The following is a 17,908-nucleotide window of genomic DNA, read 5'->3' as shown; positions in this document are numbered from 1 at the left end:
AGTTATAGGGAATATGTACATCCGCATTTAGAATGAGGTTGGGATGTTATCTATAAAATTGCGAAAGCAGTAAAACTGATACCAGTTTTACTGCTAAGGAAACAATTATGCAATTTTTTCAATAATAATTGATGCCCCTGTACCAACAGCTAGTGATAATATCGCCTCTATACCAATTACTTCAACTGATACTGGAGCTGTTGTAATTTGTATAATCGCTTGGATAACGATAGGTGTTCCAAGTGAAACTAAGTTTCTTGCAGCACCTGGTACTGCTAGGCCATTTACTTGAATTTCAATGCCACCGAGTAAACCTGATGTTGCAGTATATGCGATAACAGTAATTTTATATAATCCATTTTGGTGTATGGTGAAAGTATCGCTATCTAATTGAGTAATCGCTGTACCGAGCTGTGACCCAGCGGTATTAAATGGTACAGGCGTGTTAATCCCAACGTTGATGCTACTCGCAGCGGAGTTAAATGCGTACAATCCTGCTGGAAGTCCTAATCTAGATGGTCCAGTCGGCCCAGTATCGCCGATTGGTCCAGTAGCACCAGTCGGTCCGGTAGTACCAGATGGTCCAGTCGGCCCAGTATCGCCGATTGGTCCAGTAGCACCAGTAGACCCGATAGCGCCAGATGGTCCAGTGTTGCCAGTAGCACCAGTCGGTCCGGTAGTGCCAGATGGTCCAGTAGCACCAGTCGGTCCGGTAGTGCCAGATGGTCCAGTAGCACCAGTAGACCCGATAGCGCCAGTCGGCCCAGTATCGCCGATTGGTCCAGTAGCACCAGTAGCACCAGTAGCACCAGTCGGTCCGGTAGTGCCAGATGGTCCAGTGTTGCCAGTCGGCCCAGTATCGCCGATCGGTCCAGTAGCACCAGTCGGCCCAGTGTTGCCAGTCTGTCCAGTGGCACCAATCGGTCCGGTAGTACCAGATGGCCCAGTCGGTCCAGGTGTCAAAGAAAATTGTGGAAATGCAGGGTCAGATGTGCTGGAAGATAAAGAGTCAACTGGATTTAAGCTGTTTGAATCATTATGATTGGACATAAATTCACCTCCGTAAATCTCTCGTTATATAATAGGTGAAAATTAATGAGAAAATGACATAGATATTTGTATGCTTGAAAAGAAACTTTAATTATATGGAACAATATAAAAAAATGGAAAGTTTTGTGTGCATATAACATATGATTGAGATGGAACAGATTAAGTATATGGAACATTATAAAGATGTACTATCTCCATCATAAGGGAGAGATGCATAATGAAAGGGATTATTTTAGCGGGCGGAACTGGATCGAGACTATATCCAATAACGAAAGTAACGAATAAACATCTACTTCCCGTTGGGCGGTATCCGATGATTTATCATGCAGTATATAAACTGAAACAATGTGAGATTACAGATATTATGATTATTACAGGTAAAGAGCATATGGGAGATGTTGTTAGCTTTTTAGGAAGTGGTCACGAATTTGGTGTGTCCTTTACGTATCGTGTGCAAGATAAGGCAGGCGGAATTGCGCAAGCGTTAGGGCTTTGTGAGGATTTCATCGGGAATAATCGTATGGTAGTTATATTAGGAGATAATATCTTTTCAGATGATATTCGTCCCTATGTTGAAGAATTCACAAATCAAAAAGAAGGTGCTAAAGTGCTGCTTCAATCTGTAGAAGATCCCGAAAGATTTGGTGTGGCACATATTCAAAACCGAAAAATAATTGAAATTGAAGAAAAGCCGAAGAAACCGAAAAGTTCTTATGCTGTTACGGGAATTTATTTGTATGATTCGAAAGTCTTTTCTTATATAAAAGAATTAAAACCTTCCGCAAGGGGAGAACTTGAAATTACGGATATAAATAATTGGTATTTAAAACGAGGGGTACTTACTTATAATGAAATGAGCGGCTGGTGGACGGATGCAGGAACTCATGCTTCTCTTCAAAGGGCGAATACGTTAGCGCGGGATATAAACTTTGGGAAACAGTTTAATGGAGAATAGGTGAGAATATGAAAGTTGTAGACACAAATTTTACCGATGCGAAATTGTTAGAACCGAAGTTATTTGAAGACGATCGAGGTTTCTTTATAGAAAGTTATAATAAGAGGGTGCTAGAAACATTAGGAATTACGGATTCATTTGTACAGGATAACGTATCTTATTCAGCTAAAGCGGGAACGATTCGAGGACTACACTTCCAGAAAAAACCGAAAGCACAAACGAAACTCATTCAAGTTGTTCAAGGGGCAATTTATGATGTTATCGTAGATTTAAGAAAAGATTCACCAACCTTTAAACAATGGAAAGGGTATATTTTAAGCGCGGATAATCACCGGCAATTATTAGTGCCAAAAGGATTTGCTCATGGTTTTTGTACGCTTGTACCTCATACAATTGTTATGTATAAAGTAGATGAGTATTATAGTGCTGAGCATGATTCAGGTTTGCTTTGGGAAGATAAAGAACTAGCAATTCCATGGCCGGTAACAAACCCTATTTTGTCGGATAAGGACCGCATATTACCATTACTTCAGGGATATGAAGATAGTTTTTAAGTAGGAGAGTTGTTTATGAATATACTAGTAACAGGTGGAGCAGGATTTATTGGAAGTAATTTCATTCACTATATGTTAAAAAACTATGAAACATATAGAATTATTAATTACGATGCATTAACATATAGCGGGAATTTAAATAATGTAAAGTCAATTCAAGACAATCCTAACTATTCATTCATAAAGGGGAAGATCCAAAATGGAGAGCTGCTGGAGCATATTATTAATGAACGTGACGTGCAAATAATTGTAAATTTTGCAGCGGAATCACATGTGGATCGTAGCATTGAAAATCCTATTCCTTTTTATGATACGAATGTAATCGGGACAGTCACCTTATTAGAGTTAGTGAAAAAATATCCACATATTAAACTCGTGCAAGTATCAACAGATGAAGTGTACGGGTCTTTAGGGAAAACAGGGAAGTTTACCGAGGAAACCAAGTTAGCTCCAAATAGTCCATACTCTTCCAGTAAGGCGAGCGCTGACATGATAGCTTTATCTTATTATAAAACATATCAATTACCAGTCATAGTGACGCGTTGTTCCAATAACTATGGGCCGTATCAATATCCTGAGAAGTTAATTCCATTAATGGTTACGAATGCGCTGGAAGGAAAAAATCTACCGTTATATGGTGATGGATTAAATGTAAGAGATTGGTTACATGTAACGGATCATTGTAGCGCGATTGATGTTGTTTTGCATAAGGGGCGTTTAGGAGAAGTATATAATATAGGCGGAAATAACGAAAAAACAAATGTAGATGTTGTGGAACAAATTATTAATCTATTGGGAAAAACGAAAAAAGATATTGAATTTGTTACAGACCGTTTAGGTCACGATCGTCGTTATGCGATTGATGCACAAAAGATGAAGAATGAGTTTGATTGGGAACCGAAGTATACGTTTGAACAAGGGTTAAAAGAAACGGTGGAATGGTATGAAAACAATACGGAATGGTGGAGACGACTAAAAGAAAAGTAAGGGGCATGTAAATGAAAGAGCGGGTTATCATAACAGGAGCAAATGGTCAATTGGGAAAACAACTACAAGAAGAGTTGAATCCTGAAGAATATGATATATATCCATTTGATAAAAAGTTACTAGATGTAACAAATATATCCCGAATTCAGCAAGTGGTACAAGAAATAAGGCCACATATAATCATTCATTGTGCAGCGTATACGAAGGTTGATCATGCTGAGAAAGAACAAGATCTTGCTTATTTAATAAATGCGATAGGAGCTCGAAATGTAGCGGTTGCTTCACAATTAGTAGGGGCTAAGTTAGTTTATATTAGTACCGATTATGTATTTCAAGGGGACAGACCGGATGGATATGATGAATTTCATAATCCAGCGCCGATAAATATATACGGGGCCTCTAAGTTTGCGGGGGAGCAGTTCGTTAAAGAGCTACATAATAAATATTTTATCGTTCGTACATCGTGGCTATATGGTAAGTATGGAAATAATTTTGTGAAAACGATGATGCGATTAGGAAAAGAAAGAGAAGAAATATCTGTTGTAGCGGATCAAATCGGCTCTCCTACGTATGTGGCGGATTTAAATATGATTATTAATAAGCTCATTCATACTTCTTTATACGGTACGTATCACGTATCAAATAGAGGCTCATGTTCTTGGTTTGAATTTGCTCAAAAAATATTTTTATATGCAAATATGAAAGTGAATGTATTACCTGTTTCAACCGAAGAATTCGGATCGGCGGCAGCGAGACCGAAATATTCTATCTTTCAACATAACATGCTACGATTAAATGGTTTTTTAGAAATGCCTTCTTGGGAAGAAGGATTAGAGCGGTTTTTTATAGAAACAAAAAGTCATTAACGAATTTGAAGTTAATGACTTTTTTGTTTGCCTTTAAGAGGTTTTATGGTACTATTATTATAGTATCAGGTACTAATAACAAGTATAAGTATTTCTGGGAGGATATATCATGGAACTATTACAAGGGAAAACATTTGTTGTTATGGGCGTTGCGAACCAAAGAAGTATTGCATGGGGAATTGCTCGCTCTTTGCATAATGCAGGTGCAAAATTAATATTCACATTTGCAGGAGAACGTTTAGAAAGAAACGTTCGTGAATTAGCGGATACATTAGAAGGGCAAGAATCACTTGTATTACCTTGTGACGTAACGAATGATGAAGAACTTACAGCTTGCTTTGAAACGATTAAGCAAGAAGTTGGTACAATTCATGGTGTAGCACATTGTATTGCTTTTGCAAATCGTGACGATTTAAAAGGCGAATTTGTAGATACTTCTCGCGATGGATTTTTACTTGCACAAAATATTAGTGCATTCTCTTTAACAGCTGTAGCAAGAGAAGCGAAGAAAGTAATGACAGAAGGCGGAAATATTTTAACGTTAACATACCTTGGCGGCGAGCGTGTTGTGAAAAACTATAACGTTATGGGTGTTGCGAAAGCTTCATTAGAAGCTAGCGTGAAATATTTAGCGAATGATTTAGGACAACATGGCATTCGCGTTAACGCTATTTCTGCAGGACCAATTCGTACGTTATCTGCGAAAGGTGTAGGCGATTTTAACTCAATCTTAAGAGAAATCGAGGAGCGCGCACCACTTCGCCGCACAACAACTCCAGAAGAAGTTGGGGATACAGCAGTATTCTTATTCAGTGATTTAGCACGCGGAGTAACAGGTGAGAATATTCATGTTGATTCAGGATATCATATTTTAGGATAAATATGATATCGATTATAACTTTTTAAGGGCAGTCTCTATATAGTGAGACTGCCCTTTTGATGTTTTAGAGAAAGAAAGAATTTTAACGAAAGTTATTGCGTTAGGATGAATATAACTATAAGAGTACACGATTTATTCAACAGTAGAGGATAATCAGGCTTTTCCCTTTAGATTTAGTAAGTGTAAAGAGTCTTGGTGGACGTTAGCCTAATTTGTTCAATTAATAATTAAATAGGGAAAAATTCCTCGTTGATGAAAGATTCACTTTATGGAAGTGGGAGGGATGAGTGTGGAGAATAAAAATAAAGGCTCAACAGTTGGAAAACCGTTGCTATATATAACGCAAGTAAATTTAGAACTTGATACACTGAAAATAAAAAGAATTCTCCTTACAAACTTTGAAAATGATAATAGGCAGGAACAAGGTGATAGAGAGCAATCCAGTATAAGTAGTGCGGTGGAAGAAATGGTAATACAAAAAGAAATTGTGAACAAAGAGAAACAAGAGGAAGTGGAACAAATAGAAGTTGGAGAACAACGAAAGCAGGTGACGACAGTACCACATAATAAAGCATTTAAAGATATGAACAATGAAGAGAAAATTCATTTTTTATTAAATCGCCCTCATTACATTCCGAAAGTAAGATGTAGAATTAAAACAGCGACCGTCTCCTATGTAGGATCCATTATTTCGTACCGAAATGGTGTTGTATCAATTATGCCGCCAAATAGTATGAGAGATATTCGAGTATCTATAGAAGAGATAAAATCAATTGATATGGCTGTTTTTTAAATTATGTAAAGGTGGTAGATAGATTCTACCACCCCAATAGTTTTTTAGTTTACTTATTAAATAGTAACATCACGTAAGCACTGAATAGCACAGAAACAGCTTAAGTCAACGGTAATACAAGTATTTGTACCGCGTAAAGTTGAACTTGGTACATTTAAAAACGTACAAATTGGATTGTCACCAGGTGGAACAGGATCTCCGCCGATAGTTACAGTTAATACACGTAATACAGCACAGCTATCATCATCTACGCTCTCGACACGGAAAATCGGAGATGTACAGCTAGTAAGACTTCCTGATGGTGCAAATGCTTCAAAAACTTCTCCATTTTTTTTGTATAAAATAAAAGGACGTGTATTTGCTACTGATGAACTGCTGTGTGCTCCTAAAAATGGAATTTCGCAACCAGATCCGCATGTTGTAGTAGAACAATCTTGTAATTCATTGATAAATTTTACAACATCAGCTACGCAATGAGAAGAGCTATGGTGTTTATTTTCGTTACAACTCATTAATGTCACTCCTTATCTTCTTGTTTGTATTTACATTAATAAGATATTGGAGAAAAGGGGAATCGGTCACACTCTAAAGCGCTTTTTTTTTAAATAGGCTAAAGAAGGTAAGGGAAGGTGAAAGTATGCTATTTACAAGTTGGCTTTTATTTTTTATTTTCGCACTAGCTGCTTTTCGATTAACACGCCTTATCGTTTATGATAAAATTACTGGCTTTTTGCGAAGACCGTTTATTGAAGAATTAGAAATTACGGAACCTGACGGAAGTGTATCAACTTATACGAAGGTGAAAGGAAAAGGGCTCAGGAAGTGGATTGGAGAATTATTAAGTTGTTATTGGTGTACAGGTGTATGGGTTAGTGCTTTTTTATTAGTCTTATATAATTGGATTCAAATTGTTGCAGAGCCATTACTAGCAGTATTAGCTATTGCAGGAGCAGCAGCAATTATTGAAACAATTACAGGATATTTTATGGAAGAATAATAAATTTTCATGTTAGAGAAAGCGGAGTTTAAAAGGATGAGGGAACGGAAATAAGGAGTTGTTCATATAGTAAATAGACAGAATTGAGAGTAGAGGAGATGTTTGCTGTGAGCAATAATCCAAGGCCAAATTCATATGACCTTCAGCAGTGGTACTACCTACAGCAACAGCAACAAGAACAACAACAGGCATATCAAGAACAATTACAGCAACAAGGCTTTGTGAAGAAAAAGGGATGTAATTGTGGCAAGAAGAAAAATACAATAAAACAATATGAAGAATGAAACACTCATGTTAATGTGAGTGTTTTTCATTTAATAATTAAAAGTGGTATCTCAAATAAGAAATACCACTTTTAGTTAATCAATTTGTACGACTGTTAATGCAGCAGCGCGAATATCTACAATACCTTCTAATTCAACCGGTACGATTTGAATGAAATTACCAGGGTTTAAGTTAATGAGAACAGTACCACTGGAAACTTCTACTTCACCAGTACCAATAACGTTAGAGCGTACTGCTGTACCAGATCCAGGAATAACATTCTGCGGCGTATTTAATGATAAGAAAAAACGAGCCGCTGATGGTATAAAATTAGGATCATTAAAGTTTATTGATAATGTATAGCTGATTTGATAAATACCAGTTCTTTGGATTTTAATGCCATTTCCTACACTTACTGTATCATTTATTACTGGAACAGTGAGATCTGGATTTGAACTTGTACTAGGTAATAATAGTGGTGTGAATAATGAAGCGAATTGAGGGGCGAGAGCGTTGAATGCAAAGCCGAAAGCTGGCAATGTACTAACGGCTTTTGCGTTGCAATCAATTTTATTAAATTTATATTTATCAGAAGAGAGCATGTTTTTCACTCCTTTATTTCTTCTACTTTTATTCAATGAAAGGGATAAGTTCTTTGTTCTAGACAAGTTCCTAATTTTATAAAAAATATATTAGTACCTTTTAAGCATGGATTGGGTGGCAGAAATTTCTGCCACCCAATCCATGCTTAAATCATTATTCAGTTTTAAATCGTAACATCACGTAAGCATTGAATAGCGCAGAAACAGCTTAAATCAACAGTAATACAAGAATTCGTTCCCCTTAAAGTTGCAGTTGGAACATTTAAAAACGTGCAAATTGGATTATCGCCAGGTGATATAGGATCTCCGCCTATAGTTACGGTTAGTACACGTAATACAGCACAGCCATCATCATCTATGCTTTCAACTCGGAAAATAGGAGAGGTACAACTAGTAAGGCTTCCTGAAGGCGCGAATGCTTCAAAAAGTGTTCCAGCTTTTGTGTATAAAATAAAAGGACGTGTATTCGCTACTGATGCGCTGTTATGTGCTCCTAAAAATGGAACTTCGCAACCCGATCCACATGTTGTGGTTGCACATTCTTGTAGTTCATGTATAAAACGAACGACATTAGATACACAGTTGAAATCACAATCATGGTGATGATGATCTTCATTACAATTGCAGCTCATTATGTTCACTCCTTATCGTGAGTTCTGACATACACTATTACAATATGAACGGGATATGGTTGATATTACGTTAATTCTCAGGATAGAAACAGGGAATTTATATAGAGGGGATGTACATATCGTGATATGGAAAAAAGACATCCTTATTTAGCGGATGTCTTTTCAGGTAAATCTTTTCGCGTAGTATATAAAAAACGAGATATATCTAGTTTCTTTCCTCTGAAAAATTGCGGGGAGGAAATGTAAAGTTCTTCTTTAGCACGCGTAATTGCGACATAGAGTAATCGTCGTTCTTCTTCTAATGCTTCAGAAGTCTCCGTCACACGGTCATTGGCATCTTTTAAAGAAGAAGTATGCGGCAGTATGCCATCGCTTGCACCGAGTAAGAAGACGCATGGAAACTCAAGGCCTTTCGCGTTATGAATCGACATAAGCGATACGGCATCTTTTTGCGGCATTGTTTTTAATGCTTCCATTTCTTTTTGACCTTGAATGGCCTCATTAATAAATTGTAAGTAAGCTGAAATATCCGTAAAGCGAGTTGCTGATTCCATTAATTCTTCTAACATCTCTTCTTGTATGTCCTTATGCATCGTAAAGGAAGAACGATCATTACTTTGTAAGTACTCTAAATACTTTCCTTTACCATGAATAATTTCTTTCAATGCTTTTTTCGGTTCAAGTTCTTTTATAAACTTAATAAAATCGATTCGCTCATTTACTTTTTTAACTTGAAAAGGTTTCAAGCTTGGGTTTAGTAATAGAAAATGAAGAAGAGAAGGGAAACGGCCCTCACCATATTTCCATTGTTCACGTTCAATAAATGAAATGCACTCATCACGGCCAATATACATTGTTGGTAATATATTTGAAAGTGATTCGAGGCGGAACGGTTCTAGCACGAGTCGTAAGTGATCTAATACGGGCCTAATTAAAGAATGCTCGTAGAACGATTGGCTCGCTCCATGTTTAATAAATGGAATCTTATGAATTGTAAGCTGATCAAGTAAAGAACGGCTTACAGAATGTGTACGATATAATAAACAAAAATCTTTATAATTTCGTTCACCACTATCTACTTTTTCCTGAATGAGTTGCAAAATTTGATTTGCTTCATCAAGAGTTGTCGCAGGTCGTGCATAAAACGGCTGCATGCCATCGTTACGAACAGAATATAGCTCTTTATCAAAACGTTCTTGATTGAGCTTAATAACTTCATTTCCAAGTCCGACGATAAATGGATTAGATCGATAATTCGTATTAAGTGCGATAATCGTTGTATTATCAAATTCCTTTGGAAAAGATAAAATAATTTGGTGACTTGCCCCTCGCCAGCCGTAAATCGCTTGATCGTCATCACCTGCGATAAATAAATTATTTCTTGGCGTGGCTAACAATTTTACAATTTCATATTGTGCATACGACGTATCTTGAAACTCATCTACTTCAATGTAATGAAAACGCTCTTGTAATTGAGTAAGCAGGGGAGCGTTATTTTCTAACAGATAATACATTTCTAATAAGATGTCGTCAAAATCGATATAATTGTACCGTTGTTTTACCTCTTCGAAACGTTCGTATACTTCTTTGAACTCTTGTTCAACCGGTGTTTTCGCTTTTACATCTTTCGGACGATTCAATTTGTTTTTCTCAAGTGAAATCATAGCGAGTATCGTTTCGGCATCATAAGCGTCTTTTAAGCGTAATTCTTTCAAAATTTTCTTTATCATAATTTGTTTATGTTTTTCATTTGCTAAAATTTGCTGATTATATCCTTGACTACGAAGCAATTTTAAAAAGACAGAGTGGAATGTACCAGCAACGACATAGCTACTTGCGGCATGATTCATACCAGGTAAATTCGCTACACGGCTTCGAATTTCTTCAGCTGCTTTTTGTGTAAACGTCAGCAGCAAAATATTTCGTGGATGAACATGTTTTACATTAACTAAATAACCAACGCGAGTTGTTAAAACAGATGTTTTACCACTTCCAGCACCAGCTAGTGTAAGGACAGGTCCTTCTGTCGTTTGCACTGCTTCTAACTGTTTTTCATTTAAATAAACACCTTGCTGTTCTAAAGCGCGGAAATACGCCGCATCTGCATCTTCTTCCATAATTAAATGGGTAGATGTTTTCGGAATATGATACGTCGCTTGCGGAATACCAGCGTGTGTTAACGGTTTTTGTGAAAATTTTTCTTGTGTCATATATTCACCTTCAAAACTATAGCATCAACATTTAACTTTAGCGGAAGAAAAAGAAAATAGCAATGTAAAAAACAGGAGGGGCTACCTCCTGCTACAAAATTACAATTCTTTTATCATTACGACGTGCGGGATATTTGCTTCCATAAATACATCAGAAGCCGTCACGTATCCTAGCTTTTTATAGAAAACTTCAGCATGTGTTTGAGCATGGAGTTTTAATTTTGGTAGAGACTCTTCTTTAGCATGCGCTTCAAGTGCATCCATAATGATTTTGCCAATACCTTTTTGGCGATGGGAGGCCAGTACGCAAATGCGTTCCATTTTTCCAACTCCATCAACAATGCGAAAGCGGCCCGCACCGACTGGAATGTCATTGTCATATACAACAACGTGCACCGAAGTATCTTCAAATTCATCATATTCTTCTTCAGAAGAAACACGTTGTTCTTCTACAAAAACCTGTTTACGTACAGAGAATGCATCACTTAGCTGCTCGTCTGTTTGTACGATTTGTGCGTGCAAATTAGTTGCTCCCCTTTCCAAGGTGGAATGTTTCATGTACAGTCCATGTTCCGTTTTCTAATTGATATAGAAGGTGGAAACGATCGATTGGTTGCTCATAATAGAAATCTTTCATACGTAATCGACCTAATACATCAGCGTGCTCTGCATCTGACAGGCTTTGACCGATTGTTAAATGAGGTACGAAAGAGTACTCGCGCTCTTGTGTAAAGAATCCATTATGCATTTCTTCATTTAAGAAAGTAAGTTCAGGTGTTTTTTCTACTTTAAAATAAAGAACATTATTAACAGGTGCGAATGAACCAACTTTTCCAACATGAAGGGTGAAAGGGTTCGTTTTGTTTGCGATTGTATGTAACTCATTCACAATCGATTCTAATTGTTCATCTTGCGTTTCAAAGGGTGTTTTCAATGTAATATGTGGCGGAACTAATGCGTAATGTGGATCATAACGTTTACGCAATCCGTTTGCTTTATCTTGAATCATTTTTGATGGAAAAATTACAATTCCTAATTTCATGTTCCAATTCCTCCCTTTGCAAGTCTAGTTAGATTTTGAGAATAAATCTCTTTATCTATTATATCAAATTATTCTGAATATCGCTCTCTATTATTTCATTGATAGAATATGAGAAAATGCTTTCGGTAAATCTGCTTGCCAATATTTCCATGTGTGATTCCCTTCAAACTCTTCATAATGCGTGATGAAATTTCTATCTGTAAGAAGAGTATTTAGCTCACGGTTCGGTTCTACGAAATCAGATACTTGTCCATCTGTGCGCTTGACAGCTGTTTCTTCTGTCCCAATGACATGATAAAGTTCTAACGCCCCTGGATTTTTAAAGTCTCTTGCTAAGTTCATCACTGTTTCATCAACAAATGGTGACTGCATAACGACTTTACCGAATGTATGCGGATACATAAGTGCAGTCATAAAGGAAACTGTACCGCCAAGAGAATCTCCAATTAAAACGCGTCCTTTACCCATTTGATACGTTGGATAATTTTCATCAATATATGGAGCAAGCTCATGAGCAAGGAAACGAATGTAAGCAGCATTCTTTACATCGCTCGGGAAATATTTTTCCTTACGATCGTGTACATTTTTATATGGAATGCCGACAATAATTGTACGGTCGATTTCTTCAGTTTCACGAAGACGCTCAATTACACGGTGCGCTTTACCAAGCTGAAAATAATCTCTACCATCTTGTGCAATAACAACTGTATGCTTATGGAGAGGTGTGTAATTTACTGGTAAATAAACAAGAAGTGTAAGTTCCTCTTGAAGTGATGTACTAAAAAATGAAATTTCTTCAATTCTCCCTATTGTTTGATTCATGTAGATCCCCCTAAATAAAAATTTACTGTAATGATTGTAAGAGCGACGCTTGTAGTGAAAAGGAAAGAAATAATCACTAATAGGTGCCTTAATTTCTATTTTACCATAATGGTACGAAGAATCTAAAAAATTAGTATTTAAGTTATGAAAGAAAACGGATATAATGAAGTGGGATTTTTTACAGGTGAGAGGGGAGACAGGATTTGAAACAAGAAAGATCAATCGCACTACCATTAGCAATTTCCATTATAGCCATTTCATTCGCAGCTGTTTTTGTAAAGATGTCCTCAGCACCATCTTCAATTTTAAGTATGTATCGATTATGGATTATCGTACTTATTATGCTGCCTATCGTTTGGAAAAAACGGGAAGAGTTTAGTAAGATTCAAATAAAAGATTGGGGATTTTTAATTGGATCTGGTTTCTTTTTAGCACTTCATTTTCTTTTATGGTTTGAATCCTTAAAGCATACGACAGTAGCAAGTTCGACGATTATTTTAGCGCTACAACCTATCGTATCTTTAGTTGGAGGTTTTTTTCTATTTAAAGAAAGAACAACCTATTCAGCAATTGCGACGATGGGAATTGCGATACTAGGCGTAATGTGTATTGGCTGGGGAGATTTAGGGCTAAGTGAGCAAGCAATTTATGGGGATATATTATCCTTTTTAAGTGTAATAGCAGTTGTCGGTTATTTATTTATCGGACAAACGACAGTAAAGAAAGTATCGCATTGGATTTATAGTTTCACTGTATTTGCCTTCGCTGGTATATTTATAGCGATTTATAACGTTATACTTCAAGTGCCATTTACAGGCTATACGAAGTGGGATTGGAGTATTTTTCTTTTACTTGCGATTGTACCGACAGTGTCACACGTCATTAATAATTGGTTATTAAACTACGTAAATGCAACAACAATTTCAATGAGTATTCTAGGGGAACCAGTTGGGGCATCTATACTAGCGTTCTTCTTACTTGGAGAAAAATTAAACGCAATGCAAATTATCGGTAGCATGCTCGTATTGTTTGGTGTATCTGTTTTCTTACTACAGCAACAAAAGCGAACAGCAAAAAATGTAGTAAACAAACCGGTGTATACACAGGAATTATAATGTTAGGGGAGAAAAGAGAAGTTGTGATACTTCTCTTTTTGTTTTATAGAAATTTAAGTGAGGAAGGGGGAGAGAAATGGAAGAGATATTAAAGAAGTATATGAAGAGTTTTACAACATTAAGTGAAGAAGAGCAGCAACTGATCCTCAGTGAATTACAAATTGAAGAATATAAAAAAGGAACAGTGCTCCTAAGACAAGGAGATGTTCCGTCTAAATGTTATTTTGTATTAAAAGGATGCGTGAGGCAGCACTGTATAGATGAAGCAGGGAGAGAGGTTACATCAAATTTTTATACAGAAGAACAAGCAATCGCAAATTTCAATCATCATAAACAAGATAAATCATCCCCACATACGTTAACGTGTTTAGAAGACTGTATAGTAGTAGTTGGCGATCTGTATAGTGAAAAGGACATGTATAAGAAATATTCACAGTTAGAAGAAATGACGCGCCAAATGATTGAATACAATTTTGGTGAAGTACAAGAAGAACTTACATTATTTATTGCATCGACACCAGAAGAGCGCTACAAATCATTATTACAAAAACGCCCGCATTTAATTCATCGTGTTCCTCAATATCAATTGGCAAGTTATCTAGGTATTACGCCAGAATCATTAAGCAGAATTAAGAAACGACTCAAACAGTAGAGTTTTTTCCACCTCTAAGCAATAGCCATATACTAAATCCTAGTTCACCTGCGATCATCGGTAGTTGAAAGACAACGTTAAGAATGGAAATAATCGCATCATATTGTGAAAACATCGTATTCATTACGTTAATGATGATATAGCCGATTGCAGCAATGAGCAGTAATATACTAATAGTTTTCGGTATGTTTGTAGATTGAAAGGTTACGTATCCTAAGGTGAGAAGATGTAAACCGAAAATGATTAATCCTACAGACCAAATGTATTCAAAAGCTTCTAGAAATAACATTGTATATGCTTCTAGAAATAACATTGTATATGCTTCTGGATTAGCAACTGTACTTTTTGAAAGAAGTAATACAAATGTTAAATTGAATATAGCAATCCCAAGTATAGCTGTATACATAAGACGAAGACAGGCAGCTAGTAATGAAAGACTAGTATGAATCGGTTTTAGAAAGAAATAAAGAGCCCACGAGGCAATAATATCCGTAATGAAAATGATAATCCAACCAAAGATTTCTGCTTTGAAAAGTGAACTTGAAGTTTGAATATTATGGAGTGTCGTGCTCGCATCTCCTTGTACAACGAGATTTCCGTGAACAAAACCGTAAAAAAAAAATGCAGCGAATGCCATAATGAGAAGAGAAGTACCAGCAAATAAGGCAAACTTTCGTTCATTCATATGTCGTCCTCCTATTTCAATATTACTTTTATTTTAATAAGAGAAGGAGGGGAATTCATTGACTTAAATCAAGAGAGGAGGGAGCGTAATGGAATTTCCATCAAAAAAAGATGCGTGGTTATATCCAATCTTTTTCATTGTTTTAGGCACATGTTTCGCTCCAATTTTTGCAGGGAGAGAATACTTTCTCTTATTTTTTACAATTCCATTAGCTATACTGTTTAGTTGGAGTTGGTTTTCAACAAAATATATTGTAGGGGAAGAAGAGATTACTATTAGATCTGGTTTCGTTAAAAAACGTATTCTTATAAGGGATATAAAGCGAATTTCAGATACGAAAAATCCAATCGCAGCTCATGCACTATCATTCGATCGATTTGAAATTCTATACGGATCATATGAAACAGAACTTATTTCTCCAAGAAATAAAGAAGAATTTATTTTGTTGTTAAAAAGAAAAAATCCTGGAATTGAAATAAATTAAGAGAGTGGATTCATATCCACTCTCTTTATGTCACTTTGGATTTGTCATATAAGGTTGTACGTGAACGACACATAAGTCGCGGAATTTTCCTTCAGCAGTTGTGACAATTACGACTGCTCTTCCTGCACTTTTTCCAGTAATCGTTACCGTATCACCTTTTGGATATATTGTGATGACATCAGAATTCATATTTGTCCAAATAAGCTCTTGGTTCGTCGCTTGCATTGGCAAAACGGAAGCTGATAACTCAGTACTTTGCCCAGTTTTTATTTTTAACTTATTTTTTCCCATATGAACACCGATAACTGAAATAACAGAAGGAGCAATTGAAATTTTGGGCGGATTAGGTTGAATGTTTAAACAAGAAGCAGAAGTATTTGTGATAGGTGAAAATTTTCTTATATGCTTTTGCTGGAAAGCTGCTAACATTGGTGGAGTCCCCTTTCTGTATAGGTGTCGATACTAATAATATAAAGGAAGAATGTTATAGTAAATTTAACGAAACATAAAGAAATTGTTAAATTTGAGAAGAATATTGTCGAAATGCGGTAAAAAGAAAGCTCTGCTGTTATCGTAACAGCAGAGCTTTCTTTTTATAGATTATGACTATGTTGGTTTTCAAAATTCTCAAATTGCTCTTCAACTTCTTTTGAAGGTTTAGTTAGTAAACTAACAATTATGATCACTATTAAACTAATAGCGAAACCAGGAATCATTTCATATAAGAAATCTTTTAAGAATTTAAACTGTGTCCATATAATAACAGTAGCAGCACCAGAGATCATACCAGCAAGCGCGCCCCACTTCGTCATACGTTTCCAATATAAGCTTAATAAAATGGCAGGTCCAAATGAAGAACCAAATCCAGCCCAAGCATATCCAACAAGAGCTAAAATCGTATCATTTTGTTTAAGCGCTAATGCACACCCAATTAAAGCAATACCAAGAACAGCCATACGACCGACAAATACAAGTTCTTTATCAGAAGCATCGCGCTTAAAGAATGTTCTATATAAGTCTTCTGTTACTGCACTTGAAGTAACGAGAAGTTGAGAAGAGATTGTACTCATAATAGCTGCTAAAATAGCCGCTAATAAAAATCCAGTAATAAGCGGATGGAATAAAATACTGCCAAGTTCAACGAAAATCGTTTCTGGGTCAGAAAGTTTTAAACCCGCTTTTGAATAGTATGCGATACCGATAAGACCAGTAAACATAGCTCCGACAACAGAGAAAATCATCCAGCTCATACCGATTCGGCGTGCGCTTTTAATTTCTTTTACAGACGAAATTGCCATAAAGCGTACGATAATATGAGGTTGTCCAACATAACCAAGGCCCCATGCGAATAATGAAATAATGCCTAATACAGAAGTGCCTTTAAAAATATCTAATAATGTTGGATCGATAGATCTAATAGTGTCAAATGCTGGACCAAGTCCGTTTACATGCATAATTGTTACGATTGGAACAAGAATAAGAGCGACTACCATAATGATTCCTTGTACGAAGTCTGTCCAACTTACAGCTAAAAATCCACCAAATAATGTGTAAGCTACGACAACACTTCCAACGATAAGAAGGCCAACATGGTAATTGAGTCCAAATGAATTTTCGAATAATACAGCGCCGGAAACAAATCCTGAAGCTACATAAAATGTGAAAAAAATCATAATAACAAGTCCAGATACGAGGCGTAGCATATGAGATTTGTCGTGGAAACGGTGTTCTAAAAATTCTGGAATAGTAATAGAGTTGTTTGCAATTTCTGAGTAGGTACGTAAGCGAGGAGCGACATAGATCCAGTTTGCGTATGCGCCAAGTGTTAGGCCAATCGCAATCCAGCTACTACTTAATCCAACGCTAAACATTGCACCGGGTAAGCCCATTAAAAGCCAACCGCTCATATCAGCTGCTCCAGCACTTAATGCTGTTACTGCGGGGCCTAGTGTACGCCCGCCAAGCATATAATCTGTTAAGTTGGACGTTCGTTTATAGGCAAAATAGCCGATAACTAGCATCCCGAGCATGTAAATAGAGATAGAAGTTAAAATTAACATCTGCGTACTCATGTAGTTCCCCTTCCTTTTGTCATGTCTTTTGATGCATTTTGCATATTTATAATCTATCATGATTATTCAGAAAAATCCATGCGCAAATAAGAATTTTCTGAAATTTAAGCGTTTTTTGACATCTCTTTACTTTTGGGATATATAACTTTCTGGCAAAAAACCTTAATTTTAATAGAGTATTTATTATTTTTACATAAAAACAGGTTGTTTTGTCAATATAATATCGAATGAAGAAATAATATTTTT

At 36.3% G+C, this 17,908-nt stretch carries 22 protein-coding genes; 11 read left to right on the top strand and 11 right to left on the bottom strand.

The window, feature by feature from the left end; translation table 11 throughout:
• Positions 1 to 105: 105 nt before the first annotated feature.
• Positions 106 to 1,050 carry a BclA C-terminal domain-containing protein gene (locus tag AB3X48_RS08190; RefSeq protein ID WP_256416074.1) on the bottom strand — a complete coding sequence of 315 codons (945 nt, stop codon included), beginning with the start codon at positions 1,048 to 1,050 and terminating at the stop codon, positions 106 to 108.
• Between the two features lie 217 nt (positions 1,051 to 1,267).
• Between AB3X48_RS08190 and AB3X48_RS08185 the strand changes: the two genes are divergently transcribed.
• From AB3X48_RS08185 to AB3X48_RS08160, 6 genes are all read left to right on the top strand, one after another.
• Positions 1,268 to 2,005: a sugar phosphate nucleotidyltransferase gene (locus AB3X48_RS08185; RefSeq protein WP_002201364.1), complete on the top strand. Its 738-nt coding sequence runs from the start codon at positions 1,268 to 1,270 to the stop codon at positions 2,003 to 2,005.
• 8 nt (positions 2,006 to 2,013) lie between these two features.
• Positions 2,014 to 2,559: a dTDP-4-dehydrorhamnose 3,5-epimerase gene (gene rfbC, locus AB3X48_RS08180; protein ID WP_002202762.1), complete on the top strand. Its 546-nt coding sequence runs from the start codon at positions 2,014 to 2,016 to the stop codon at positions 2,557 to 2,559.
• Positions 2,560 to 2,574: 15 nt separating this feature from the next.
• A complete protein-coding gene (gene rfbB / locus AB3X48_RS08175) occupies positions 2,575 to 3,546 on the top strand; it encodes a dTDP-glucose 4,6-dehydratase (RefSeq protein WP_088098803.1) in 972 nt (323 codons plus the stop codon).
• 11 nt (positions 3,547 to 3,557) lie between these two features.
• Complete coding sequence (gene rfbD, locus AB3X48_RS08170) at positions 3,558 to 4,412, top strand: dTDP-4-dehydrorhamnose reductase (RefSeq protein ID WP_256416073.1); 855 nt, start codon at positions 3,558 to 3,560, stop codon at positions 4,410 to 4,412.
• A 109-nt stretch (positions 4,413 to 4,521) separates the two neighbouring features.
• Positions 4,522 to 5,292: an enoyl-ACP reductase FabI gene (gene fabI / locus AB3X48_RS08165; RefSeq protein ID WP_002158869.1), complete on the top strand. Its 771-nt coding sequence runs from the start codon at positions 4,522 to 4,524 to the stop codon at positions 5,290 to 5,292.
• 268 nt (positions 5,293 to 5,560) lie between these two features.
• Positions 5,561 to 6,085 (top strand): CotO family spore coat protein, encoded by a 525-nt coding sequence (locus AB3X48_RS08160; protein WP_256416072.1) that lies wholly within the window; start codon positions 5,561 to 5,563, stop codon positions 6,083 to 6,085.
• 56 nt (positions 6,086 to 6,141) lie between these two features.
• Here AB3X48_RS08160 and AB3X48_RS08155 read toward each other — a convergent pair whose 3' ends face one another.
• Positions 6,142 to 6,597, bottom strand: coding sequence for a CotY/CotZ family spore coat protein (locus tag AB3X48_RS08155; protein ID WP_002201359.1), 456 nt, complete (start codon positions 6,595 to 6,597; stop codon positions 6,142 to 6,144).
• 125 nt (positions 6,598 to 6,722) lie between these two features.
• Between AB3X48_RS08155 and AB3X48_RS08150 the strand changes: the two genes are divergently transcribed.
• Both AB3X48_RS08150 and AB3X48_RS08145 read left to right on the top strand, forming a co-directional pair.
• Entirely contained in the window at positions 6,723 to 7,082 is a 360-nt protein-coding gene (locus AB3X48_RS08150; RefSeq protein ID WP_256416071.1) for a DUF1360 domain-containing protein, read from the top strand.
• 98 nt (positions 7,083 to 7,180) lie between these two features.
• The gene (locus AB3X48_RS08145; protein ID WP_033710628.1) at positions 7,181 to 7,366 is read left to right on the top strand and encodes a hypothetical protein; all 186 of its coding nucleotides are present in this window, start codon (positions 7,181 to 7,183) and stop codon (positions 7,364 to 7,366) included.
• A 75-nt stretch (positions 7,367 to 7,441) separates the two neighbouring features.
• Here AB3X48_RS08145 and exsF read toward each other — a convergent pair whose 3' ends face one another.
• From exsF to AB3X48_RS08115, 6 genes are all read right to left on the bottom strand, one after another.
• Complete coding sequence (exsF, locus tag AB3X48_RS08140) at positions 7,442 to 7,948, bottom strand: exosporium protein ExsF (protein WP_002202756.1); 507 nt, start codon at positions 7,946 to 7,948, stop codon at positions 7,442 to 7,444.
• 164 nt (positions 7,949 to 8,112) lie between these two features.
• Positions 8,113 to 8,580, bottom strand: a complete 468-nt coding sequence (locus AB3X48_RS08135) for a CotY/CotZ family spore coat protein (protein WP_002202755.1) — start codon at positions 8,578 to 8,580, stop codon at positions 8,113 to 8,115.
• A gap of 143 nt (positions 8,581 to 8,723) precedes the next feature.
• Positions 8,724 to 10,790, bottom strand: coding sequence for an ATP-dependent helicase (locus tag AB3X48_RS08130; protein ID WP_002201354.1), 2,067 nt, complete (start codon positions 10,788 to 10,790; stop codon positions 8,724 to 8,726).
• Positions 10,791 to 10,889: 99 nt separating this feature from the next.
• A complete protein-coding gene (locus AB3X48_RS08125) occupies positions 10,890 to 11,312 on the bottom strand; it encodes a GNAT family N-acetyltransferase (RefSeq protein WP_002158861.1) in 423 nt (140 codons plus the stop codon).
• A 1-nt stretch (position 11,313) separates the two neighbouring features.
• The gene (locus AB3X48_RS08120) at positions 11,314 to 11,832 is read right to left on the bottom strand and encodes a YjcG family protein (protein WP_002201352.1); all 519 of its coding nucleotides are present in this window, start codon (positions 11,830 to 11,832) and stop codon (positions 11,314 to 11,316) included.
• Positions 11,833 to 11,922: 90 nt separating this feature from the next.
• Positions 11,923 to 12,654 carry an alpha/beta hydrolase gene (locus AB3X48_RS08115; RefSeq protein ID WP_002158859.1) on the bottom strand — a complete coding sequence of 244 codons (732 nt, stop codon included), beginning with the start codon at positions 12,652 to 12,654 and terminating at the stop codon, positions 11,923 to 11,925.
• A gap of 203 nt (positions 12,655 to 12,857) precedes the next feature.
• On the opposite strand from AB3X48_RS08115, the gene AB3X48_RS08110 reads away from it, so the two are divergent.
• Entirely contained in the window at positions 12,858 to 13,769 is a 912-nt protein-coding gene (locus tag AB3X48_RS08110; RefSeq protein ID WP_002158858.1) for a DMT family transporter, read from the top strand.
• Between the two features lie 76 nt (positions 13,770 to 13,845).
• The gene (locus tag AB3X48_RS08105) at positions 13,846 to 14,421 is read left to right on the top strand and encodes a Crp/Fnr family transcriptional regulator (protein WP_002158855.1); all 576 of its coding nucleotides are present in this window, start codon (positions 13,846 to 13,848) and stop codon (positions 14,419 to 14,421) included.
• On the opposite strand, the gene AB3X48_RS08100 is transcribed toward AB3X48_RS08105, so the two are convergent.
• The gene (locus AB3X48_RS08100) at positions 14,411 to 15,106 is read right to left on the bottom strand and encodes a DUF4386 domain-containing protein (protein ID WP_256416069.1); all 696 of its coding nucleotides are present in this window, start codon (positions 15,104 to 15,106) and stop codon (positions 14,411 to 14,413) included. The genes AB3X48_RS08105 and AB3X48_RS08100 overlap by 11 nt on opposite strands.
• 88 nt (positions 15,107 to 15,194) lie before the next feature.
• Here AB3X48_RS08100 and AB3X48_RS08095 point away from each other — a divergent pair, with 88 nt between their 5' ends.
• On the top strand, positions 15,195 to 15,590 hold the full coding sequence (locus AB3X48_RS08095) for a PH domain-containing protein (protein ID WP_246908198.1): 396 nt from the start codon (positions 15,195 to 15,197) through the stop codon (positions 15,588 to 15,590).
• Between the two features lie 30 nt (positions 15,591 to 15,620).
• On the opposite strand, the gene AB3X48_RS08090 is transcribed toward AB3X48_RS08095, so the two are convergent.
• Both AB3X48_RS08090 and putP read right to left on the bottom strand, forming a co-directional pair.
• Positions 15,621 to 16,019, bottom strand: coding sequence for an Ig-like domain-containing protein (locus tag AB3X48_RS08090; RefSeq protein WP_002202749.1), 399 nt, complete (start codon positions 16,017 to 16,019; stop codon positions 15,621 to 15,623).
• A 164-nt stretch (positions 16,020 to 16,183) separates the two neighbouring features.
• Complete coding sequence (gene putP / locus AB3X48_RS08085; RefSeq protein ID WP_256416068.1) at positions 16,184 to 17,662, bottom strand: sodium/proline symporter PutP; 1,479 nt, start codon at positions 17,660 to 17,662, stop codon at positions 16,184 to 16,186.
• Positions 17,663 to 17,908: the final 246 nt, after the last annotated feature.

Origin of the sequence: Bacillus sp. S4, assembly GCF_040838205.1 — a bacterium.
In the GTDB taxonomy this organism is placed as follows: domain Bacteria; phylum Bacillota; class Bacilli; order Bacillales; family Bacillaceae_G; genus Bacillus_A; species Bacillus_A cereus_U.
The sequence above is the reverse complement of the archived record's forward strand: the minus strand, read 5'-3'. Positions and strand labels throughout refer to the sequence as shown.